The sequence below is a fragment of the Clostridium sp. JN-9 genome (assembly GCF_004103695.1).
GTDB lineage: Bacteria > Bacillota > Clostridia > Clostridiales > Clostridiaceae > JN-9.
Genome location: NZ_CP035280.1, coordinates 904,401 through 920,945 on the forward strand (window position 1 = coordinate 904,401; position 16,545 = coordinate 920,945).

Below are 16,545 nucleotides of genomic sequence, written 5' to 3' on the forward strand. Positions count from 1 at the left end.
AATATGAATATTAAAAGTGCAGTATTTAGAGATATTAATAATAAGATTCTTTTTATTGCTGGGGCTATAAAAGAAGCCAAAATAGAGGAGAGAGTGGGAAACCACTCTTATTTTAATATAACCTTTGCCAAAGACCTTCCTCCATTTTTTAAGAACGATACAATAGCCAGTGCTGAATATGTAGAATTTTATGATGAGAGGATACAAAAACAGAGAAGATTCAAGATAAATAGTATAGAAAAAGAGATGAAGGCCAAAAAGTTTTTAGAAACGGTAGAGACGGAAAGCACTAATTATGCTATGTATAATAATGAATACGTTAAAGTTAAGCTAGCAGCAGGCACAACTCTACAAAATGCTTTATCATCAGTTCTTTTCAGGAGCGGATTTTTCGATTTTAGAGGCAACATCGGAGTAGTGGAACAGGATGCCACAATAGGGCTTGTGGAGGCAAAGGACTATACAGATACACCGTTATTGGAAGTCCTCGACGATTTACAAAAAATATATAGCCGATATCTTATAATATCAGACGATGGTTATATAAATTTTCATAAAAATATAGGAAAAGAAGCAGATGTAAATTATATTTATGGACTTAATTTTAGAAATATAAAGCAGAAAATAGATAAAAGTAAAATAATAAAAAGAGTAGTAGGCAAAGGAAAAAGTAATGCAAATTTTGCCAACGTTAATAATAATAAGGATTATGTAGAAGATGGATTCTCGATAAATGATAATTTCGGGATATACGAAGAAACAGAGCAGGATAATTCAGCAGAATTATTAAGAAAAAGCAAAGAAGAATTAGAAAAATATAAAACTCCGATTTTAACTTACGAATTAGATACTAATTTTATAGAAGTTAATCCAGATATGCAAATAAACGAAATTTTTAATGTGGCAGACACAGTAAATATATTTAATCCTTATTTTAGCACAAGCAAAATCCAACAAAAAGTTGTAGAGTTAACTTATAATCCATTCTTCCCGTGGAAAGATCCACAGATAACATTAGGAGAAAAGCAGACGGAACTAGTAGAATTTATGCAGAATCAAGTAAAAGATATAAACAAAATAAAAAGAAGCATAACCGCTCAATAGATATAAATATTGTCGATATTTGTCATAAAGTTTTTAAAAATATTTCGTAAAAATCGCTAAAAACATGATCGGTTTTTAAAAATGGGCGCACTATAATGTATAGAAGGATAGATAATAAGATTATAGATATAGATTAGACAATAAAATTACGGCTTATATAATAATAAAAAGAGAGTATTACTACTACTTGTAACAAAAAAAGAGATAAATACTACTAATAACGGGAAGCCAATTAAGATGGTTAGTTAGGTACACATCATAAAGCTAAACAACCTAACCTTTCCTTCCTCGTTAAAAGTAGTTATCATATCTCTTTTTTTCATAGTTATAAGTAGTAAGTATTCTCTTTTTTCTACATATATAATATACATAATCTAAACCTAGTTACTTTATCTCTCATGCTTAAAACAAAAAAATAAAAAGTAATTGAGGTGATGCAGTATGGAAAATGAAAAATGTAAAGATTGTATGTATATTACAAATATGCAAGAAAAAATTGAAAAACTAGAACAAGATGTAACAGAATTAGAAGTAAAGGTAAATACTATAGAAACAGAAAATGCGGTAAGTAGAGAAAAAATAGATTCTATTTGCTCCAGTATAAGTAGAATAGAAAAAAGTATAGAAAAAATAGCAGATAAGATAGAACAGAATAACCAGAGACCAGTTGCATTATTATACAGTGCCGCTGGCGGCATTATTATTGCATTAATAATAGCAGGTATTAAATTTATAAAATAAAGGAGGGCGATAAAATGAAAGGTATAGACGTATCAAGCTATCAAAGCAATATAGATTTTAAAGCGGTTAAAAATAGTGGTATAGAAATTGTATATATAAAAGCAACAGAGGGCGTTACCTGGACAGATCCATGTTTAACGCAGAATTATCAAAATGCCAAAAATGCGAGATTAAAAGTTGGATTTTATCATTTTTTAAGGGCGAATAATCCGATAAACGAAGCTCAACATTTTTTAGATGCTACTAAAAATTTCGACGCTGATTGTAAATATGCTATAGATGTAGAAATTACACTAGGGCAGACTGCAGAACAAATTTCAGACAATGTTGTTAAATTTGCAGAATATCTAAAACAGCAAAATAAAGGTGTATGCTTATATACCTACAGCAATTTTTATAATAATAATCTAACAGATGTAGTTAAAAATTATCCGCTCTGGATTGCTAATTATTCCAATACAGAGCCTAGTGTGCCTCATACTGGTTGGCAATATTCAGAAAACGGACAAGTCCCCGGAATTTTAGGAAATTGCGATATGGATACTTTTGCAGATAATATATTATTAGATTTCAATGCTCCAGTTATAACAATAAAACCTGTTCAGCAGCCACAGACCGGAGATAATAATATAAGAAACTTACAGCATACATTAAATGTATTAAAAATTCCAGACTATCAAGGTAGGGCTTTAGTAGAAGATGGTTTTACAGGGGCTAGGACAGTAAGTGCAGTAAAAAAGTTTCAACAGATTGTAGGTATTTCATCCGATGGAATAGCCGGACAAAATACATGGAATGCAATAAATACAATATTTACAAAGCCTTATGCATATTATAGCACAAATGCTATAATCGTAAGATATTTACAATATAGAGCTGGAACAGTAATAGATGGAATCTGGGGCTGGCGTACAGATAGGCTTATTAAAACATGGCAAAGTAACCACGGCTTATATCCAGATGGCAAAGTTGGAAATAATACTTGGGGGGCAATGCTCTCTTAAATTTTATCAATTATATTTTTCGTCAACGTTATGTTGAATAAAAAGGCTATCAAGTCTCATCTCTCTTAAAAATTTTAGAAGCTGAAGGTGATAATATGGTATTAGATAATTTTTTAACTTGGAGTTTTTTAGGTGGTTTTATGGGAACTGTAATTGTAACTATGTTGGTTACACAATTTTTAAAAGAAGTTCCGTTTATCAAGGCAGTTCCGACAAAATATTTTACTTTTATAGTCGCTTTTATTAATATCCTAGCCGTAGCCATTGCTAATGGTACTTTTGCATTTAATGGCATTTATTTAATGTTTATAAATGCAATTGTAGTAACTTTTACTTCAACAGGCACTTACGATTTTGTGGTAAGACCAGTTCAGATTATAGAAAATAAAGCAGATGCTCCCGCTGTAGCAGATACATCTACAGCAGAAAACAAGTAATGTATTGCAATCATATCCACGTCCTTTCAAGGGGCGTGGATTTTTTTTATTTTGCATTAGATTCTATTTTTATAATAATTTTATTACCATTTTCGTTTACACGTCGCATTATACATCCATATTCCCATCCACTCGCACTAAACCATTCTAATAATTTTTTGTTAAATTCATCTGCAGATAAATCTGTTTCTAGCGTAATATCTAATTTAGTTTGCTTCATACATATAAAACCTCTCTCTTTTTGATAATACACATTAACTGTTATTAATTCGTATTAATATAAACTAATATCAATTAACTTGTATTAGTACATATTAACACATATTAAAAATCTAAACTACAGAAAACGTAGTCCAAAATCGTAAATCGTTTTTAAATTCGGAACAGTCTTTAGAAGATAGAAAATAGATATATACAAAAGAAGCAGGAATATGTATTATAAGCCACTTAATTTACTGCCATCGTTTCATTTTTTGTTTTTTAGCTTATTAAACGTGTTTTTAGCTATTTATTTATCTAAATATTAATCATCCTGTCATTTATTTTCTACGTCAACGTTACGTTGTCAATAGAAAAAGAGGCCTTAATGACCTCTTACTATACTTATTTTATTCTTATTATATTAGTGGAATAGCAAATTCCAAAGCTGTTTGTGTAGCCCATCCCAAAACGGAAGGCATCCGTCTACTAATAGTCTTCATACCACTTTTCGTAGCATAGCTTAAATTTATTGTATCTAAAAATCCCTGTCTGGTTCTATTCAACTGGTACGTAAATCCATCCTGACATACTACCAATTTAGTATCTATCATTTCATTTTTTATCTTATCCATAGGATTCATCAATTTTTCATCCTCTCCCTTTTTTATCCATAGGTTTTCATATTATTATGTTTGGATTATCATGTTTTTACTAATTTGTAAATTATAATAATATTATATCACAATTTAGAAGATTATCAATATTTTTAATAAAAATACTTGCAACTATCAAAAATGATGTTCTACTATATATTTATAAAGAACAAAGGATAGGATGGTGATGCCATATGAAAAGAAAAAATAAAATCTGGGCTTGTTTATCTCCAAGCTGTTATACAGCTTTAAAAACCGTGGCAAAGCATCATAACTTACCAGCCACAAAATATACTTTAAATTTAATAAGAAGTTTAGAAGATAATACAAATATTTACGAGGATACAGAATATAATTCAAAAGACCTCCAAAAAATGTTATTCAGCTTAAACGATGATGAATATAAAACTATTAAAGATATAGCTGCGAATAGGCAGCTAAAAACTGGAGAATTTATAAGACGTGTGATTTGTACTGATATGTTAAAAGGTGGATGCCTGACAAGGTGAGTTAAGGAAGTATATGGTAGAATTAGACTTCTGGAAATGCTGATGCTATCATAATCTTAATAAAAAATTTTAAAAAGTTTATAAAAAAACTTGCAAATACCGAAAATGATGTCCTAATATATAATCATAGAGGGAACAAGAGTTCTTAATAAATAAAAAATAATTAGATATTAGGGGCTTATCAAAGCCCATTACATAAAATTTTATAAACCACCGCTCAAGCATTAAATTGCAGTACATAATCCAAAAATGACCAAATGGATTATAAATACAGATGAACATAAAGGAGCGTGGTATGTAATGAGAATATTTAAAGATCAAACTGAAAATTATAATAAAATAATAAATAAATATAATACCATTTTTAACGGGGATAACCAACTGGATTGGGCTACCGTTATAAATAGTGCGGTAGCAAATTTATTAAAATCAAATTACGATCTTAAAAACCTAAAAAATTACAATTACTATACTAAAGATGAAAACAGATGGGAATATAAATACGTGAAGTTAGATTATAATTTGTACAAACAGTTAGCAGACAAATTAAACTTAAAAAGCTATCTTAAAAATGCGCAGGAAGATAAATTAGATAACGTAGTAAATACAGCATTATATAAAGCTATAGATTTAAAGTGGAAGTTAAGAAAACAGATAATAGATGCCTGGAAAGACAAGGATGATGATGAAGACATAGCAGAATGGAAAAGATTATTAAGAAAAGTGGAAATAGATAATAACGGCTGGAACATAAATAAATTAATGTTAGTATTAAAATCCACCGGAGTAGTTAGAGATACAGAGGACTACAAAACAAAATATGTAAAAGGAAATGAAATTGCTGAAACAAAATGTCCGCTCTGCGATACAGATAAAGATAAAAACACAAGACATTGCGGATGGATTATAACAGAAAATGTACCGAATTTTTATTGTCAAAAGTGTGGCAAAAGAGGTACCATTTTTACAGCCTTAAAAAAATTGCTTGATGGAGTTAATCCTATAGATTATATATACAATATCCTGTACGGTAGCGGTAAAGAAGTTATCATAACAAAATTCGAAAAAAAGAACATAAACGAAATTGAGAAAGCCAAAGCCGAGAGAATAAGAAAAGAAGAAGAGCAGATAGAGAAAACAGGGCAGATAGCAGAAGGCATTTTGGAAGAATGTACACAAAATAATTGGTATCTACAAAAAATGCACTTTACAAAAAAGGATTTTGGCACAGATGTTTATTATAGAGATTTTACTATATCATCCGCAGAAGATAAAGATGTTAAATACTGGAGTAATATGTTCCGTGGCTCTGTAATTTATGTAATAAAAGATACCTATGGTAAGATTATAGGACTCAAGGGACGTAGAACAGGGAAATTTAACAAACGTGGCTTTAAAGATACAGAAGAAGATATATTAGAAATTATAAAAGGGGATGAATGGTTTAGCACACAAAAAAGTGACCTCGTAAGCAAACTTAAAATAAATTTAATAGGTACAAAAACAGATAATTCCCTGTTTTTATTAAGTAGGTATTCGGATGCTCCACGGGAATACAATAAGCTGGTAATAACAGAAGGCGAAAAAGATGCTTTAAGGATAGCAAGTAAAAATTTTGCAAAGACTGCTGTTGTGGCAAGCTATGGTTGTAAATTAACAAGTGGACAGATACAACTTATAAAAGATTTTAAGAAATTAAGCCAAAGCGAACTTAAAATCGTAATTAGTTACGATAATGATACAGCCGGAATAAACGGAAGCATAAGGGCATACAAAAAACTTAAAGCCGCAGGATTTAAAAATATAGTTTTTGGAAATTATAAGGACGATAGATTTAAAGATGCCGGAGAAATGTATTGGCGAAAAGACCAAGAGAATTATATAACAAGCAATTATATTTTTCCTTTAATATATACTGATTTAACAATAAAAGATTATGTAGAGAAGGCACAGAAAAATAGTATTGAGATAAAAGAAGAACTAATGGAAATAGAAGAATTAAAAGATGTAAAAGTAGATAAAACAAAAAAGACAACACTTGCAGAGGACGCAGAAAATTATTGGGCAAATGTAGTAGCAACAATAGAAAAAGAGAATAATAATACTACTAACGCAAAGCCAATAACATCATCATTATCATCCGTAACTGTTTAAAAAATAATATAATTAATTCAACCTACCTAAAAAAGGTAGGCTTTATTTTTTATTATGATATAATAGATTTATACGTCGGATTATTTATTTCAGAGCAAAAAAAATCGCATAAGACGTGCGATTTCTGATAACTTATTGGATTGTATAAAAATACACTCTTATACAAGAGATAAAAATTTTGATGGTGCCGCTGATCGGATTCGAACCGATACGCCCTTACGGACAACAGATTTTGAGTCTGTCAAGTCTGCCAGTTCCATCACAGCGGCACAATAAAAGAGAAAAAATATACGATTATATTGTATAATTATGAAATTTTACAATCGACAATTTATCCGGGATTTTGAGTCCCGTGCGTCTGCCAATTCCGCCACAGCGGCAAGTAACAGAATTATGATATCATATGATAATAATTATGTCAACAGTATTATTTTACCTCAGGGAACCATATATTGATTTCACGTTTAGCGCTATCAGCACTATCAGAGGCATGAACCAGATTTCTTTGCTTATCACAGGCAAATCTGCCCCTGATACTCCCCATATCAGAATTCAAAGGATCTGTTGAGCCATTAATCTTTCTTACCAATTCAACAGCGTGCTCACCCTGAACAACCATGGCAACCAGTCTTTCTTCAGTTATGTAACTTATTAAATCTTTAAAATAATCCTTTTTCGTATGCTCAATATAATGTTCTTCCACTGTAGCAAGATCTGGCTTAATCATTTTCATTGCAATAATATTTAAATTTTTTTCCTCGTAGAAATTTATAATTTTTCCTATTAATTTTCTCTCAACTCCGTCAGGTTTTATAAGTACTAAAGTTCTTTCAGACATAAAATACCTCCCATAATAGTTTATGGAAGATATTATACATTACAGCATACAATAAACGCAATAGTATAATAAATAAAAATAGTGTATGTTATCAGAATTTTGTGTAATTTAGTTCTGATTCAATTTATTTATTAAAGCTATTGTTACCAACTGAGAAATTTGTTAAAATAAAAAAGTACGTATGTCAATTATTTTATAACTGATGTGGGACGTAAATATACCCAGTGGGCTAAATAATTACATAGCCACATTAATAAATTTGAAAATCAATGATCTATAGTAGGAAGGAGATAATAAAATGATTTATTCAACAGAAGTTGAAAACATGATTTGTGTTGCAAAAGGACCTAATCATGGCCCAGCTCCAATACCAGAAGAAGGAAAATGGGTACAAGCTAAAGAAATAAAGGATATATCAGGTTTAACTCATGGAATTGGCTGGTGTGCTCCTCAGCAGGGTGCCTGCAAATTAACTTTAAACGTAAAAGATGGAGTTATTCAGGAAGCATTAGTTGAAACTATAGGATGCTCTGGAATGACACATTCAGCTGCTATGGCATCTGAAATTCTCCCAGGAAAGACAATACTTGAAGCTTTAAATACAGACTTGGTTTGTGATGCAATAAATACAGCTATGAGAGAATTATTTTTACAGATAGTTTATGGAAGAACTCAGACTGCTTTCTCAGAAGGCGGACTACCAATAGGTGCAGGCCTTGAAGATCTAGGAAAAGGATTAAGAAGCCAGGTTGGTACAATGTACGGCACTAGTGCTAAGGGAACAAGATACCTGGAAATGGCTGAAGGTTACATAAATAGAATAGCTTTAGACGAAAACAATGAAGTAATTGGTTATGAATTTGTCAGCCTTGGAAAAATGATGGATATGATTAAAAAAGGCATAGATGCAAATGAAGCTATGAAAAAAGCTACAGGTACTTATGGAAGATTTGCAGAAGCTGCAAAACTTATAGATCCAAGGCATGAATAAGAGAAGGAGGATGAACTGACATGGCATTATTTGAAAGTTATGAAAGAAGAATAGATCAGATATTACCAGTATTAAATAAATACGGAATAAGCTCTGTTGAAGAAGCTAAAAAAGTATGTGATGAAAAAGGTATAGATGTTTATAATATAGTAAAGGGCATTCAGCCAATATGCTTTGAAAATGCATGCTGGGCTTATACAGTTGGTGCTGCTATAGCTATTAAAAAAGGCTGCAGGAAGGCTGAAGATGCTGCAAAGGCTATAGGAGAAGGCTTACAGTCATTTTGTATTCCTGGTTCAGTTGCCGATGACAGAAAAGTTGGCTTAGGTCACGGAAATTTAGCAGCTATGCTATTAAGAGAAGATACTAAATGCTTTGCATTCCTTGCAGGACATGAATCCTTTGCTGCTGCTGAAGGTGCTATAGGACTTGCCAGATCAGCAAATAAAGTAAGAAAAGAGCCATTAAGGGTTATATTAAATGGTCTTGGAAAAGATGCAGCATATATTATCTCAAGAATAAATGGTTTTACATATGTTCAGACTAAATTTGATTATTACACATCAAAATTAACCATAGTTAAAGAAACAGCTTACTCAAAGGGCGAAAGAGCAGAAGTCAGATGCTTTGGAGCAGATGATGTTAGAGAAGGTGTAGCTATAATGCACCATGAAGGTGTTGATGTTTCAATAACAGGAAACTCAACAAATCCAACAAGATTCCAACATCCAGTTGCAGGTACATATAAGAAGGAATGCATAGAGCAAGGTAAGAAGTATTTCTCAGTTGCATCGGGCGGTGGTACAGGAAGAACTCTTCATCCAGATAACATGGCAGCAGGCCCAGCTTCTTATGGTATGACAGATACTATGGGAAGAATGCACTCAGATGCTCAGTTTGCAGGTTCTTCATCAGTTCCAGCTCACGTTGAAATGATGGGACTAATCGGAATGGGTAACAACCCAATGGTTGGAGCTTCTGTTGCAGTAGCAGTTGCTGTTCAGGAAGCAATGAATAAATAATTTAAGAAGCAGAGAGTATTTTTTTAATATACCCTCTGCTTTTAGTTTTGTTATCTTGTCATACCAAATATAGCACCTGAAATAAAAGGTATAAGCCAGATAAGCCAAACAAAAATACTGAATTTATGGAAGTTTGCTTTAGCTTTTTCATCATTTTTAACTAATACTACAGTTGCCCAAATTGCATGGAAAAGCATCAAAAGAATTGCAAGTAAGCCTGTAATGCCATGGAAATTAAGTTTAAAGCCGCCAGAAGCAATTTTGCTCATAATTGTTGTTCCTGTAGTGTCAAATGCTAGTCCAATATAAAAAACAGCTAAGTGCCATTTCTTAAGTTCACCTTGAGCTTTCTCGCTCCATACACCTATAGTGTAAAATATGAGAGCCAATGTAATTGTTATAATTGCATAAATTAACATAAGAATACCTCCTCGTTTATATATAAATTTAAGATATATTTGAATGAATGCCATGAACAATGTTCATATCGAGGCCTTTTAAAATCATATCAATAAAGATATGATTTATTTAAAAAGTTCTTTAAGAAATAATTCAAAGGATGAATACTTAAAAAGCGGCATCTGAACCATTGTTACGAAATTCATAATTATAAAATTTGCTGTTTCATGTGTACCCAGTTTGATTTTAATATTATTATCACACTGTTCTTTTATTAAAATGTCTTCAACTATAGTTATAATGTTTTCTAAGAAAGAATACTCTTTCTTTAGTCCACCCTCAACATAATCGGGTCTGTCATAAAGGTCTGGGGTCAGCCAATACTGTCTAAAGCTTTTAAAAAATATTTTCAATTTATCGAAGATATTTTTTAATTTAATATAAATATCATCATTTGAATCTGCTATTTTCCGAACTGAATATAAATAATCCTTCCAATAGTCAGTCATCATTTCAATAACCAGATCTTTTTTTGTGGGATAATAGTTGTATATTGTACCTAAAGCTATATTACATGCCTTTGATACAGCTCTCATACTTAGCTTTGAATAGCCATCATTATATAGAATTTCTTCAGCTTTTTTTAATATAAGCTGTTTTGGATTTTCAATTATTCTAGACAATGCATCCCCTCCTGTAATATTCATATGAACTATGTTCATTTTAGTATATTTACTATGGTTTGTCAACATAATTTTTTTGGAATTAATATCTTTACCTTAACGCTTTGCGTTTGTAGTGGTATCCAAAAGTTGTAATACCTAAGTTCAAGATATATAATAAATTTATTAAGAAAAGGGTATAAGACCATGCAGAGTACTAGAATAAGGGGGAATATGTTTGCTTAGAAAAGATAAAGTATATGAGCACTTAAAAGAGCTGTGTAATTGCATACAGAACCCAAAAGAACTTAAGTATAATGTGGGATTTTCTGCAGTAAAAATAGCAAATGATCTTAACATAGAAAGAAGTAATGTGTCCTCTGATTTAAATAAATTATACAAGGAAGGCAGCATTTATAAAGTAGAAGGAAGGCCTACTCTATACATAGATAAAGAATGGGCATTAAATAATGACTATTATGGTAAAAATAATGATGAAAATAATAAGCCTAAAAGGGAAATTAAAGATTGCTTTACATCTTTGATTGGATATGAAGACTCTTTAAATTCTCAAATAAAGCAGGCGCAGGCAGCTTTGCTGTACCCTCCTCATGGATTGCCTGCTTTAATATTAGGGGATACAGGTACCGGTAAGACTATGTTTGCAGAGTATATGTATAAATTTTCTGTAGATAATAATGCCTTAAAGAAAAATGCACCATTTGTATCCTTTAACTGTGCCGATTATGCTAATAATCATGAGCTTCTTATGTCAATTTTATTTGGAAGTATAAAAGGAGCATACACAGGAAGCGATGCTAGTAAACCTGGACTTGTTGAAATGGCTGATGGAGGTATATTGTTTCTGGATGAAGTTCACAGGCTTCCACCTGAGGGGCAGGAAATGCTGTTTACTCTCATGGATAAGGGAAAGTTTAGAAGGCTTGGAGATACAGTTTTCAAAAGTGTGGATGTGCTGATTTTAGCTGCAACCACTGAGCTGCCGGAGTCAGCATTTTTAAAGACATTTTATAGAAGGTTTCCAATTGTAATTAAGATGCCAAGCTTAAAGGACAGGTCTATAAAGGAAAGACTGATGCTGATATATTACTTCTTCAACAAGGAAGCCATGAGAATTAAAATGCCGATAAAGGTAAGCAATGATGTGCTTCTTGCACTTTCTTCATATTTACCTTCAGCCAATATAGGAGAGCTTAAATCAAATATTGAGCTGGTAGTTTCAAGAGGATATATGGATTATCTAATTGAGCAGGATAGTATTCGAATAGTATTGGCCTACCTGCCTGACAGTGTTAAAAATTCCCTCCTGTATGATAAAAACACCCGCCAGCAGATTTCAGAAATTATAGGCTATGAGGATAGGGTATTTTCAGGAAGTGTTAACCTTATAAGCAGCAATGAATATAAAAACAATAAGTTCTCTAATGACGTATATTTTTATCTGGACCGTAAATTTGATGAATATAAAAATATAGGTATGGAAAAAGAAAAATTAAAAGATAAGCTTTACAAGGATTTGGAGGATTACTTCGTAACTTATAACAGAGGGCTAATGTCTAAAGCATATAATGAATCTGAGCTTTCTAAATTTGTGGACAATAAAATAATAAGTATTTTAAAAATAATAAGAAGCGAAATAGAAAAAAGGTTCAATTATTATATAAAAGAAAATACCTTTGTTGCATTAGCTTTTCATATAAATTCTATGTTTGACAGGAGAATTCAAAGCAATTCTGTAGAAATTATTAATGTAAAGGATAAGAATCCTATTGAATATGATATAGCAGTTTACATTTATGAAAGGCTTAACTCACTTTTAGGCTATAAGATCCCTAGAAATGAGATAGAATTTATTAGTATAATATTACATACTTCAGAACATGAAGAAGATAAGCATAAAAAAATTCCTATTTTAGTTATAGCACATGGAGAAAATGTTGCTACAAATATGGCCAAAGTAGCCACTACCCTGCTGGATGTAGATCATATTGTAAGTATAGACATGAACCTTGAGGACAAGCCAAGTGATATATTGGAAGTAGCAATAGATTTGTGTAAGAAAATAGATGAAGGCAAGGGTATTCTTTTAATGGTAGATATGGGATCTTTGAAGACCTTTGGCAGTGAAATTACAAAAAGGACAGGTATACAGGTAATTACTATTGATAATCTTAGCATGCCGGCACTTTTAGAAGCTTCACATAAATCCATGCTGCCTTATTCAAATTTAAAGGATGTGGCCTTATCCGTGCTGGAGGTATATAAAACTTCTTTAATAAATAATACAAATGAAATATTAGATTCTAAGAACAAGAAAAAAGTTATATTTACCACCTGCAGTACAGGAAAAGGTACTGCAGCTTTTCTAAAGAAGCTGATTTCAAAGGCACTTAGTGTTAATTGTATAAGGGGTGTAGAAATATTTGAAGTGAATATTAGTGACAAAAAAGAAGATGCGGAAAAAATAAAAAGACTTGCGGGTGAAAAGAAAATTGCAGCTATAGCAGGAAGTATAAATCCTGGAATTACTGATGTACCATTTATTAATTTAATGGAATTTGTTACAGGAAGCGGTTTAAAGAAGGTTATGAGCTATGTAGCTGATAATCAGGTCATTAATTTAGAAGCAATAGACAATGACAGGACAATTGCTTATGGGGCTATAGGAAATGCATTAGACGAAAATTTAAGATTTTTATCTGGTAATAAAATAATGCCATATATTGATAAATATATAAAAAGTTTAGAAGATGAAAAAGCTGCAGTTTTTAGCAATCAGACATATACTCTTTTAGCAATTCATTTAGGTTATGCATTAGAAAGGCTTAAATTTGATAAGGATATTGAAGTTTCCACTGAGGATATCTTAGAAAGTAAGCTGGCTAATGAAATTAATAAAGATTTCGGAATTATATTTACTAAGTCAGAAATGGATAATTTAAACATGATTATAAATGAGGAATTAAAATCTAGTGTTTCATAGTGTTTTAATTTTAGAGATACTATTTTATCTTTTTAGATAAAGTGTATCTCTATTTATTTTGTCCATTGAAACTCAGTGCTTAGAACTTATTCATAATATTAAAATAAGTTGGCATGGATATTGCTTTAATAATTAGTGTAAGTATGAAAGGGGGTGCAATTTTGAAAGACATAGCATTAATACTTTTAAGTCATGGCAATATGGCTAAAGAAACTTTAAAGAGTGCAGAGATGATAGTAGGCAAAATTGAAAATGCTTATGCTCTCTCTATGGACGTTGATGATGGTATGAATGGAATAGGACTTAAATTAGATAACTGCTTTGAAGGCATTGGTAAAAATATAAAGCATGTTTTTGTAATTGCGGATCTATTAGGCGGAACACCTTGCAATGTAGCTGTGCAAAAGCTGGCCGCTATGGAAAATGTTACTTTAATCAGCGGACTAAATCTGACAATGGTAATTGAATTTGCTATGTCTCAATACGATGACTGCGAAAAATTGAAGGAACATCTTATTGAGGTAGGCAGAAATGGAATTTTAGACGTCCTGGCAGATCTAAAAAAACAATTAACTAAATAAAAAAGGGAGTGATTTAATGCAACATTTGGCTATGTGGCAGATTATAATTCTGACAGTATATGCGGCTATTTCAATTATTGATAGTTTAGGCTTATCAACATCAATAGCTAACCCTTTGTTTGCAGGCTTTTTTACAGGACTTATTTTAGGAAACGTTCCCATGGGGCTTGTGGTAGGCGCCACATTACAATTGATGGTATTAGGCGTCGCAACATATGGAGGTGCTTCTGTACCAGATTTTATGTCAGCAGCCATTATAGGAACGGCTTTTGCAATAATATCTGGTCAAAAGGTTGAGTATGCTATAGGAGTAGGGGTTCCAATTGGTTTATTATTAACCCAGATGGATGTTTTAGCGAGAATTTCCAACTCCATATTCCAGCATAAAGCTGATAGATATGCAGAAAATGGAGATGCAGACGGAGTTGCAAGAATGAACCTTGCAAGCATGTCTACTTGGATGATAAGCAGAGGCTTGCCAGTATTTGTGGGACTTTTCTTTGGTACTGCAGTAGTAAATGCAATAAATAAATATATTCCACAGTGGCTTATGGGTGGACTTAAGGTATCAGGTAAAATTCTCCCAGCATTAGGTATTGCAATACTTATGAGATATCTACCTCTTAAAAAGTATTATCCATTCTATATAATAGGATTTCTTTTAGTTGCCTTTGGAAAAGTAAGCATGATAGGTATTGCTTTAGCAGGCTTTGCAATTGCAGCTATTTATCTTATGATTAAAAATGATCTTAAACCCAGTGTTGGCGGAGGTGATATAGATGACTGAAGAAAAAAAGGTTACTGTAAATGAAGCTGAAAAAAAGGCTGCTTCAAATGGAAAGGAAAAGATAACTAACAAGGATTTAAAAAAGGTATTCTGGAGAGCACTTTTTGGATTACAAATAGGTTTTAACTATGAAAGAATGCAGGGTCTTGGCTATTGTTTTGCCATGATACCTATATTAAAAAAGCTATATAAGACCAAAGAAGAAATGAAAAGGGCTTTAAAAGTGCATCTGCAATTTTTCAATACTACTCCTGCTATGTCACATCTTATATTAGGTGCAGATATTGCTATGGAAGAGGAATATGGGCTTGATGAAGAGGCTATAAGTTCATTTAAAACTTCACTTATGGCACCATTTGCTGGAATCGGAGATACAGTATTTGTAGCTATTTATAGAACAGTAGTATTTAGTATAGCAGCTTATATGGCAATGCAGGGAAGTGTTGTAGGAGTTGTAATTCCAATCATTACTGCAATTATAATGTGGTGGGTAAGATATAAGTTTACACAGATAGGCTATAGTCAAGGTAAGAAAATAGCAGTTGGAATGGGAGGCAGACTTAAGCAATTAACTGAGGGTGCTTCTATATTAGGATTATTTGTTATAGGCGGTCTGGCACCTTCAATTATCAATGTAAAGGTTCCCTATGTATTTCAATCCGGAAGTGTAAAACTTGTAGTTCAGGATATGCTTGATAAAATATTACCAGGCATGGTACCACTTGCAATAGTCTTCTTTTCTTATTGGCTTCTTGGTAAGAAAAAGATGAACTCAACAAGACTTATAGTTGTTTTAATTATTTTAGGAATAGTTTTGTATAATCTTCAAATATTAGCATAATAACAAATGCATATACAGTATTATTTACCAATACTGTATATGCTGTTTAATATAAAAATGTTAGAATATTAGCATAATGATATGTACACTTACTGTATATGTTAATTTATAAAAATGAAAGAAGGTATAATAATGGCAATTATACATGCAAGAATAGATGAAAGATTAATACATGGTCAGGTTGCTACTGTTTGGACTAATAGCTTAGGCTGCAATAGAATAATGGTAGTAAATGATGAGGCCTGCAACAGTGAAACGCAAAAATATGTGTTAAAACTGGCCTGCCCTGTCAGCGTAAGCTTATCTGTTCTAACTATAGAAAAGGCAGTAACAAGAATAAAAGAAGGCAGATATGACAACGACAAGGTGTTCGTAATCTTTAAAAATCCTAAGGACTGCTTAAAGCTTATAGAAAATGGAATAAAACTTCCTTCACTTAATGTTGGAAATATGTCCGCAAAAGAAGGAACCACAAATATAAAAAGATCAGTTAATGTATCTAAGGAAGATGTTGAGGCATTTAGAAAAATAAACTCTTCCGGTCTGAAAATTACTGCAAAAATGATTCCCGATGAACCGGAGACAAATTTCATGAACTTAATAAAGGACTTATAATT

The 16,545-nt window shown here is 31.8% G+C and carries 18 protein-coding genes and 1 tRNA gene; 13 read left to right on the forward strand and 6 right to left on the reverse strand.

Translation table 11 applies throughout. The features are described 5' to 3' along the window. The first annotated feature begins 3 nt into the window (after positions 1–3). From EQM05_RS04330 to EQM05_RS04345, 4 genes are all read left to right on the forward strand, one after another. Positions 4–1,104: a phage tail spike protein gene (locus tag EQM05_RS04330; protein ID WP_128748905.1), complete on the forward strand. Its 1,101-nt coding sequence runs from the start codon at positions 4–6 to the stop codon at positions 1,102–1,104. 441 nt (positions 1,105–1,545) lie between these two features. Next, positions 1,546–1,845, forward strand: a complete 300-nt coding sequence (locus EQM05_RS04335; RefSeq protein ID WP_128748906.1) for a hypothetical protein — start codon at positions 1,546–1,548, stop codon at positions 1,843–1,845. A 14-nt stretch (positions 1,846–1,859) separates the two neighbouring features. Then, entirely contained in the window at positions 1,860–2,849 is a 990-nt protein-coding gene (locus EQM05_RS04340; protein ID WP_128748907.1) for a GH25 family lysozyme, read from the forward strand. Between the two features lie 95 nt (positions 2,850–2,944). Beyond that, positions 2,945–3,286, forward strand: a complete 342-nt coding sequence (locus tag EQM05_RS04345; protein WP_128748908.1) for a hypothetical protein — start codon at positions 2,945–2,947, stop codon at positions 3,284–3,286. A gap of 46 nt (positions 3,287–3,332) precedes the next feature. Here the strand turns inward: EQM05_RS04345 and EQM05_RS15685 are convergent, their stop codons facing one another. Then, positions 3,333–3,506: a hypothetical protein gene (locus EQM05_RS15685; RefSeq protein ID WP_164917193.1), complete on the reverse strand. Its 174-nt coding sequence runs from the start codon at positions 3,504–3,506 to the stop codon at positions 3,333–3,335. Between the two features lie 397 nt (positions 3,507–3,903). After that, entirely contained in the window at positions 3,904–4,119 is a 216-nt protein-coding gene (locus tag EQM05_RS04350) for a hypothetical protein (RefSeq protein WP_128748909.1), read from the reverse strand. A gap of 215 nt (positions 4,120–4,334) precedes the next feature. Between EQM05_RS04350 and EQM05_RS04355 the strand changes: the two genes are divergently transcribed. Then, positions 4,335–4,649 carry a hypothetical protein gene (locus tag EQM05_RS04355; RefSeq protein ID WP_128748910.1) on the forward strand — a complete coding sequence of 105 codons (315 nt, stop codon included), beginning with the start codon at positions 4,335–4,337 and terminating at the stop codon, positions 4,647–4,649. A 249-nt stretch (positions 4,650–4,898) separates the two neighbouring features. Further along, entirely contained in the window at positions 4,899–6,803 is a 1,905-nt protein-coding gene (locus EQM05_RS04360) for a toprim domain-containing protein (protein ID WP_128748911.1), read from the forward strand. A 182-nt stretch (positions 6,804–6,985) separates the two neighbouring features. On the opposite strand, the gene EQM05_RS04365 is transcribed toward EQM05_RS04360, so the two are convergent. Both EQM05_RS04365 and ndk read right to left on the reverse strand, forming a co-directional pair. Next, positions 6,986–7,072 (reverse strand) — tRNA-Leu (locus EQM05_RS04365). Between the two features lie 158 nt (positions 7,073–7,230). Further along, positions 7,231–7,641, reverse strand: a complete 411-nt coding sequence (ndk, locus tag EQM05_RS04370; protein ID WP_128748912.1) for a nucleoside-diphosphate kinase — start codon at positions 7,639–7,641, stop codon at positions 7,231–7,233. Between the two features lie 298 nt (positions 7,642–7,939). On the opposite strand from ndk, the gene EQM05_RS04375 reads away from it, so the two are divergent. Together EQM05_RS04375 and EQM05_RS04380 are read left to right on the forward strand one after the other, a co-directional pair. Continuing rightward, entirely contained in the window at positions 7,940–8,632 is a 693-nt protein-coding gene (locus tag EQM05_RS04375) for a hypothetical protein (RefSeq protein WP_128748913.1), read from the forward strand. A gap of 20 nt (positions 8,633–8,652) precedes the next feature. Beyond that, positions 8,653–9,654, forward strand: coding sequence for a GGGtGRT protein (locus EQM05_RS04380; protein WP_128748914.1), 1,002 nt, complete (start codon positions 8,653–8,655; stop codon positions 9,652–9,654). A 50-nt stretch (positions 9,655–9,704) separates the two neighbouring features. Here the strand turns inward: EQM05_RS04380 and EQM05_RS04385 are convergent, their stop codons facing one another. Together EQM05_RS04385 and EQM05_RS04390 are read right to left on the reverse strand one after the other, a co-directional pair. Then, the gene (locus EQM05_RS04385; RefSeq protein WP_128748915.1) at positions 9,705–10,073 is read right to left on the reverse strand and encodes an HsmA family protein; all 369 of its coding nucleotides are present in this window, start codon (positions 10,071–10,073) and stop codon (positions 9,705–9,707) included. Between the two features lie 105 nt (positions 10,074–10,178). After that, positions 10,179–10,736: a TetR/AcrR family transcriptional regulator gene (locus EQM05_RS04390; RefSeq protein WP_164917195.1), complete on the reverse strand. Its 558-nt coding sequence runs from the start codon at positions 10,734–10,736 to the stop codon at positions 10,179–10,181. A 217-nt stretch (positions 10,737–10,953) separates the two neighbouring features. On the opposite strand from EQM05_RS04390, the gene EQM05_RS04395 reads away from it, so the two are divergent. The 5 genes from EQM05_RS04395 to EQM05_RS04415 all read left to right on the forward strand — a co-directional run bounded on the left by EQM05_RS04395 (position 10,954) and on the right by EQM05_RS04415 (position 16,543). Next, positions 10,954–13,719 (forward strand): sigma-54-dependent transcriptional regulator, encoded by a 2,766-nt coding sequence (locus EQM05_RS04395; protein WP_128748917.1) that lies wholly within the window; start codon positions 10,954–10,956, stop codon positions 13,717–13,719. A gap of 161 nt (positions 13,720–13,880) precedes the next feature. Next, positions 13,881–14,300, forward strand: coding sequence for a PTS fructose transporter subunit IIA (locus EQM05_RS04400; protein ID WP_164917196.1), 420 nt, complete (start codon positions 13,881–13,883; stop codon positions 14,298–14,300). Positions 14,301–14,316: 16 nt separating this feature from the next. Continuing rightward, entirely contained in the window at positions 14,317–15,087 is a 771-nt protein-coding gene (locus EQM05_RS04405) for a PTS sugar transporter subunit IIC (protein WP_128748919.1), read from the forward strand. Next, complete coding sequence (locus EQM05_RS04410; protein ID WP_128748920.1) at positions 15,080–15,928, forward strand: PTS system mannose/fructose/sorbose family transporter subunit IID; 849 nt, start codon at positions 15,080–15,082, stop codon at positions 15,926–15,928. The genes EQM05_RS04405 and EQM05_RS04410 overlap by 8 nt, the downstream gene beginning before the upstream one ends. A gap of 132 nt (positions 15,929–16,060) precedes the next feature. Beyond that, positions 16,061–16,543 (forward strand): PTS sugar transporter subunit IIB, encoded by a 483-nt coding sequence (locus EQM05_RS04415; RefSeq protein WP_128748921.1) that lies wholly within the window; start codon positions 16,061–16,063, stop codon positions 16,541–16,543. The last annotated feature ends 2 nt before the right edge of the window (positions 16,544–16,545 follow it).

Bases quoted from the DNA above. Each gene is read 5' to 3' on its own strand.
- EQM05_RS04415 (WP_128748921.1), top strand. From the start codon at position 16,061: ATGGCAATTATACATGCAAGAATAGATGAAAGATTAATACATGGTCAG.
- EQM05_RS04340 (WP_128748907.1), top strand. From the start codon at position 1,860: ATGAAAGGTATAGACGTATCAAGCTATCAAAGCAATATAGATTTTAAA.
- EQM05_RS04335 (WP_128748906.1), top strand. From the start codon at position 1,546: ATGGAAAATGAAAAATGTAAAGATTGTATGTATATTACAAATATGCAA.
- ndk (WP_128748912.1), bottom strand. From the start codon at position 7,641: ATGTCTGAAAGAACTTTAGTACTTATAAAACCTGACGGAGTTGAGAGA.
- EQM05_RS04345 (WP_128748908.1), top strand. From the start codon at position 2,945: ATGGTATTAGATAATTTTTTAACTTGGAGTTTTTTAGGTGGTTTTATG.
- EQM05_RS04410 (WP_128748920.1), top strand. From the start codon at position 15,080: ATGACTGAAGAAAAAAAGGTTACTGTAAATGAAGCTGAAAAAAAGGCT.
- EQM05_RS04405 (WP_128748919.1), top strand. From the start codon at position 14,317: ATGCAACATTTGGCTATGTGGCAGATTATAATTCTGACAGTATATGCG.
- EQM05_RS04375 (WP_128748913.1), top strand. From the start codon at position 7,940: ATGATTTATTCAACAGAAGTTGAAAACATGATTTGTGTTGCAAAAGGA.
- EQM05_RS04330 (WP_128748905.1), top strand. From the start codon at position 4: ATGAATATTAAAAGTGCAGTATTTAGAGATATTAATAATAAGATTCTT.
- EQM05_RS04350 (WP_128748909.1), bottom strand. From the start codon at position 4,119: ATGGATAAGATAAAAAATGAAATGATAGATACTAAATTGGTAGTATGT.
- EQM05_RS04360 (WP_128748911.1), top strand. From the start codon at position 4,899: ATGACCAAATGGATTATAAATACAGATGAACATAAAGGAGCGTGGTAT.
- EQM05_RS04380 (WP_128748914.1), top strand. From the start codon at position 8,653: ATGGCATTATTTGAAAGTTATGAAAGAAGAATAGATCAGATATTACCA.
- EQM05_RS04355 (WP_128748910.1), top strand. From the start codon at position 4,335: ATGAAAAGAAAAAATAAAATCTGGGCTTGTTTATCTCCAAGCTGTTAT.
- EQM05_RS04385 (WP_128748915.1), bottom strand. From the start codon at position 10,073: ATGTTAATTTATGCAATTATAACAATTACATTGGCTCTCATATTTTAC.
- EQM05_RS15685 (WP_164917193.1), bottom strand. From the start codon at position 3,506: ATGAAGCAAACTAAATTAGATATTACGCTAGAAACAGATTTATCTGCA.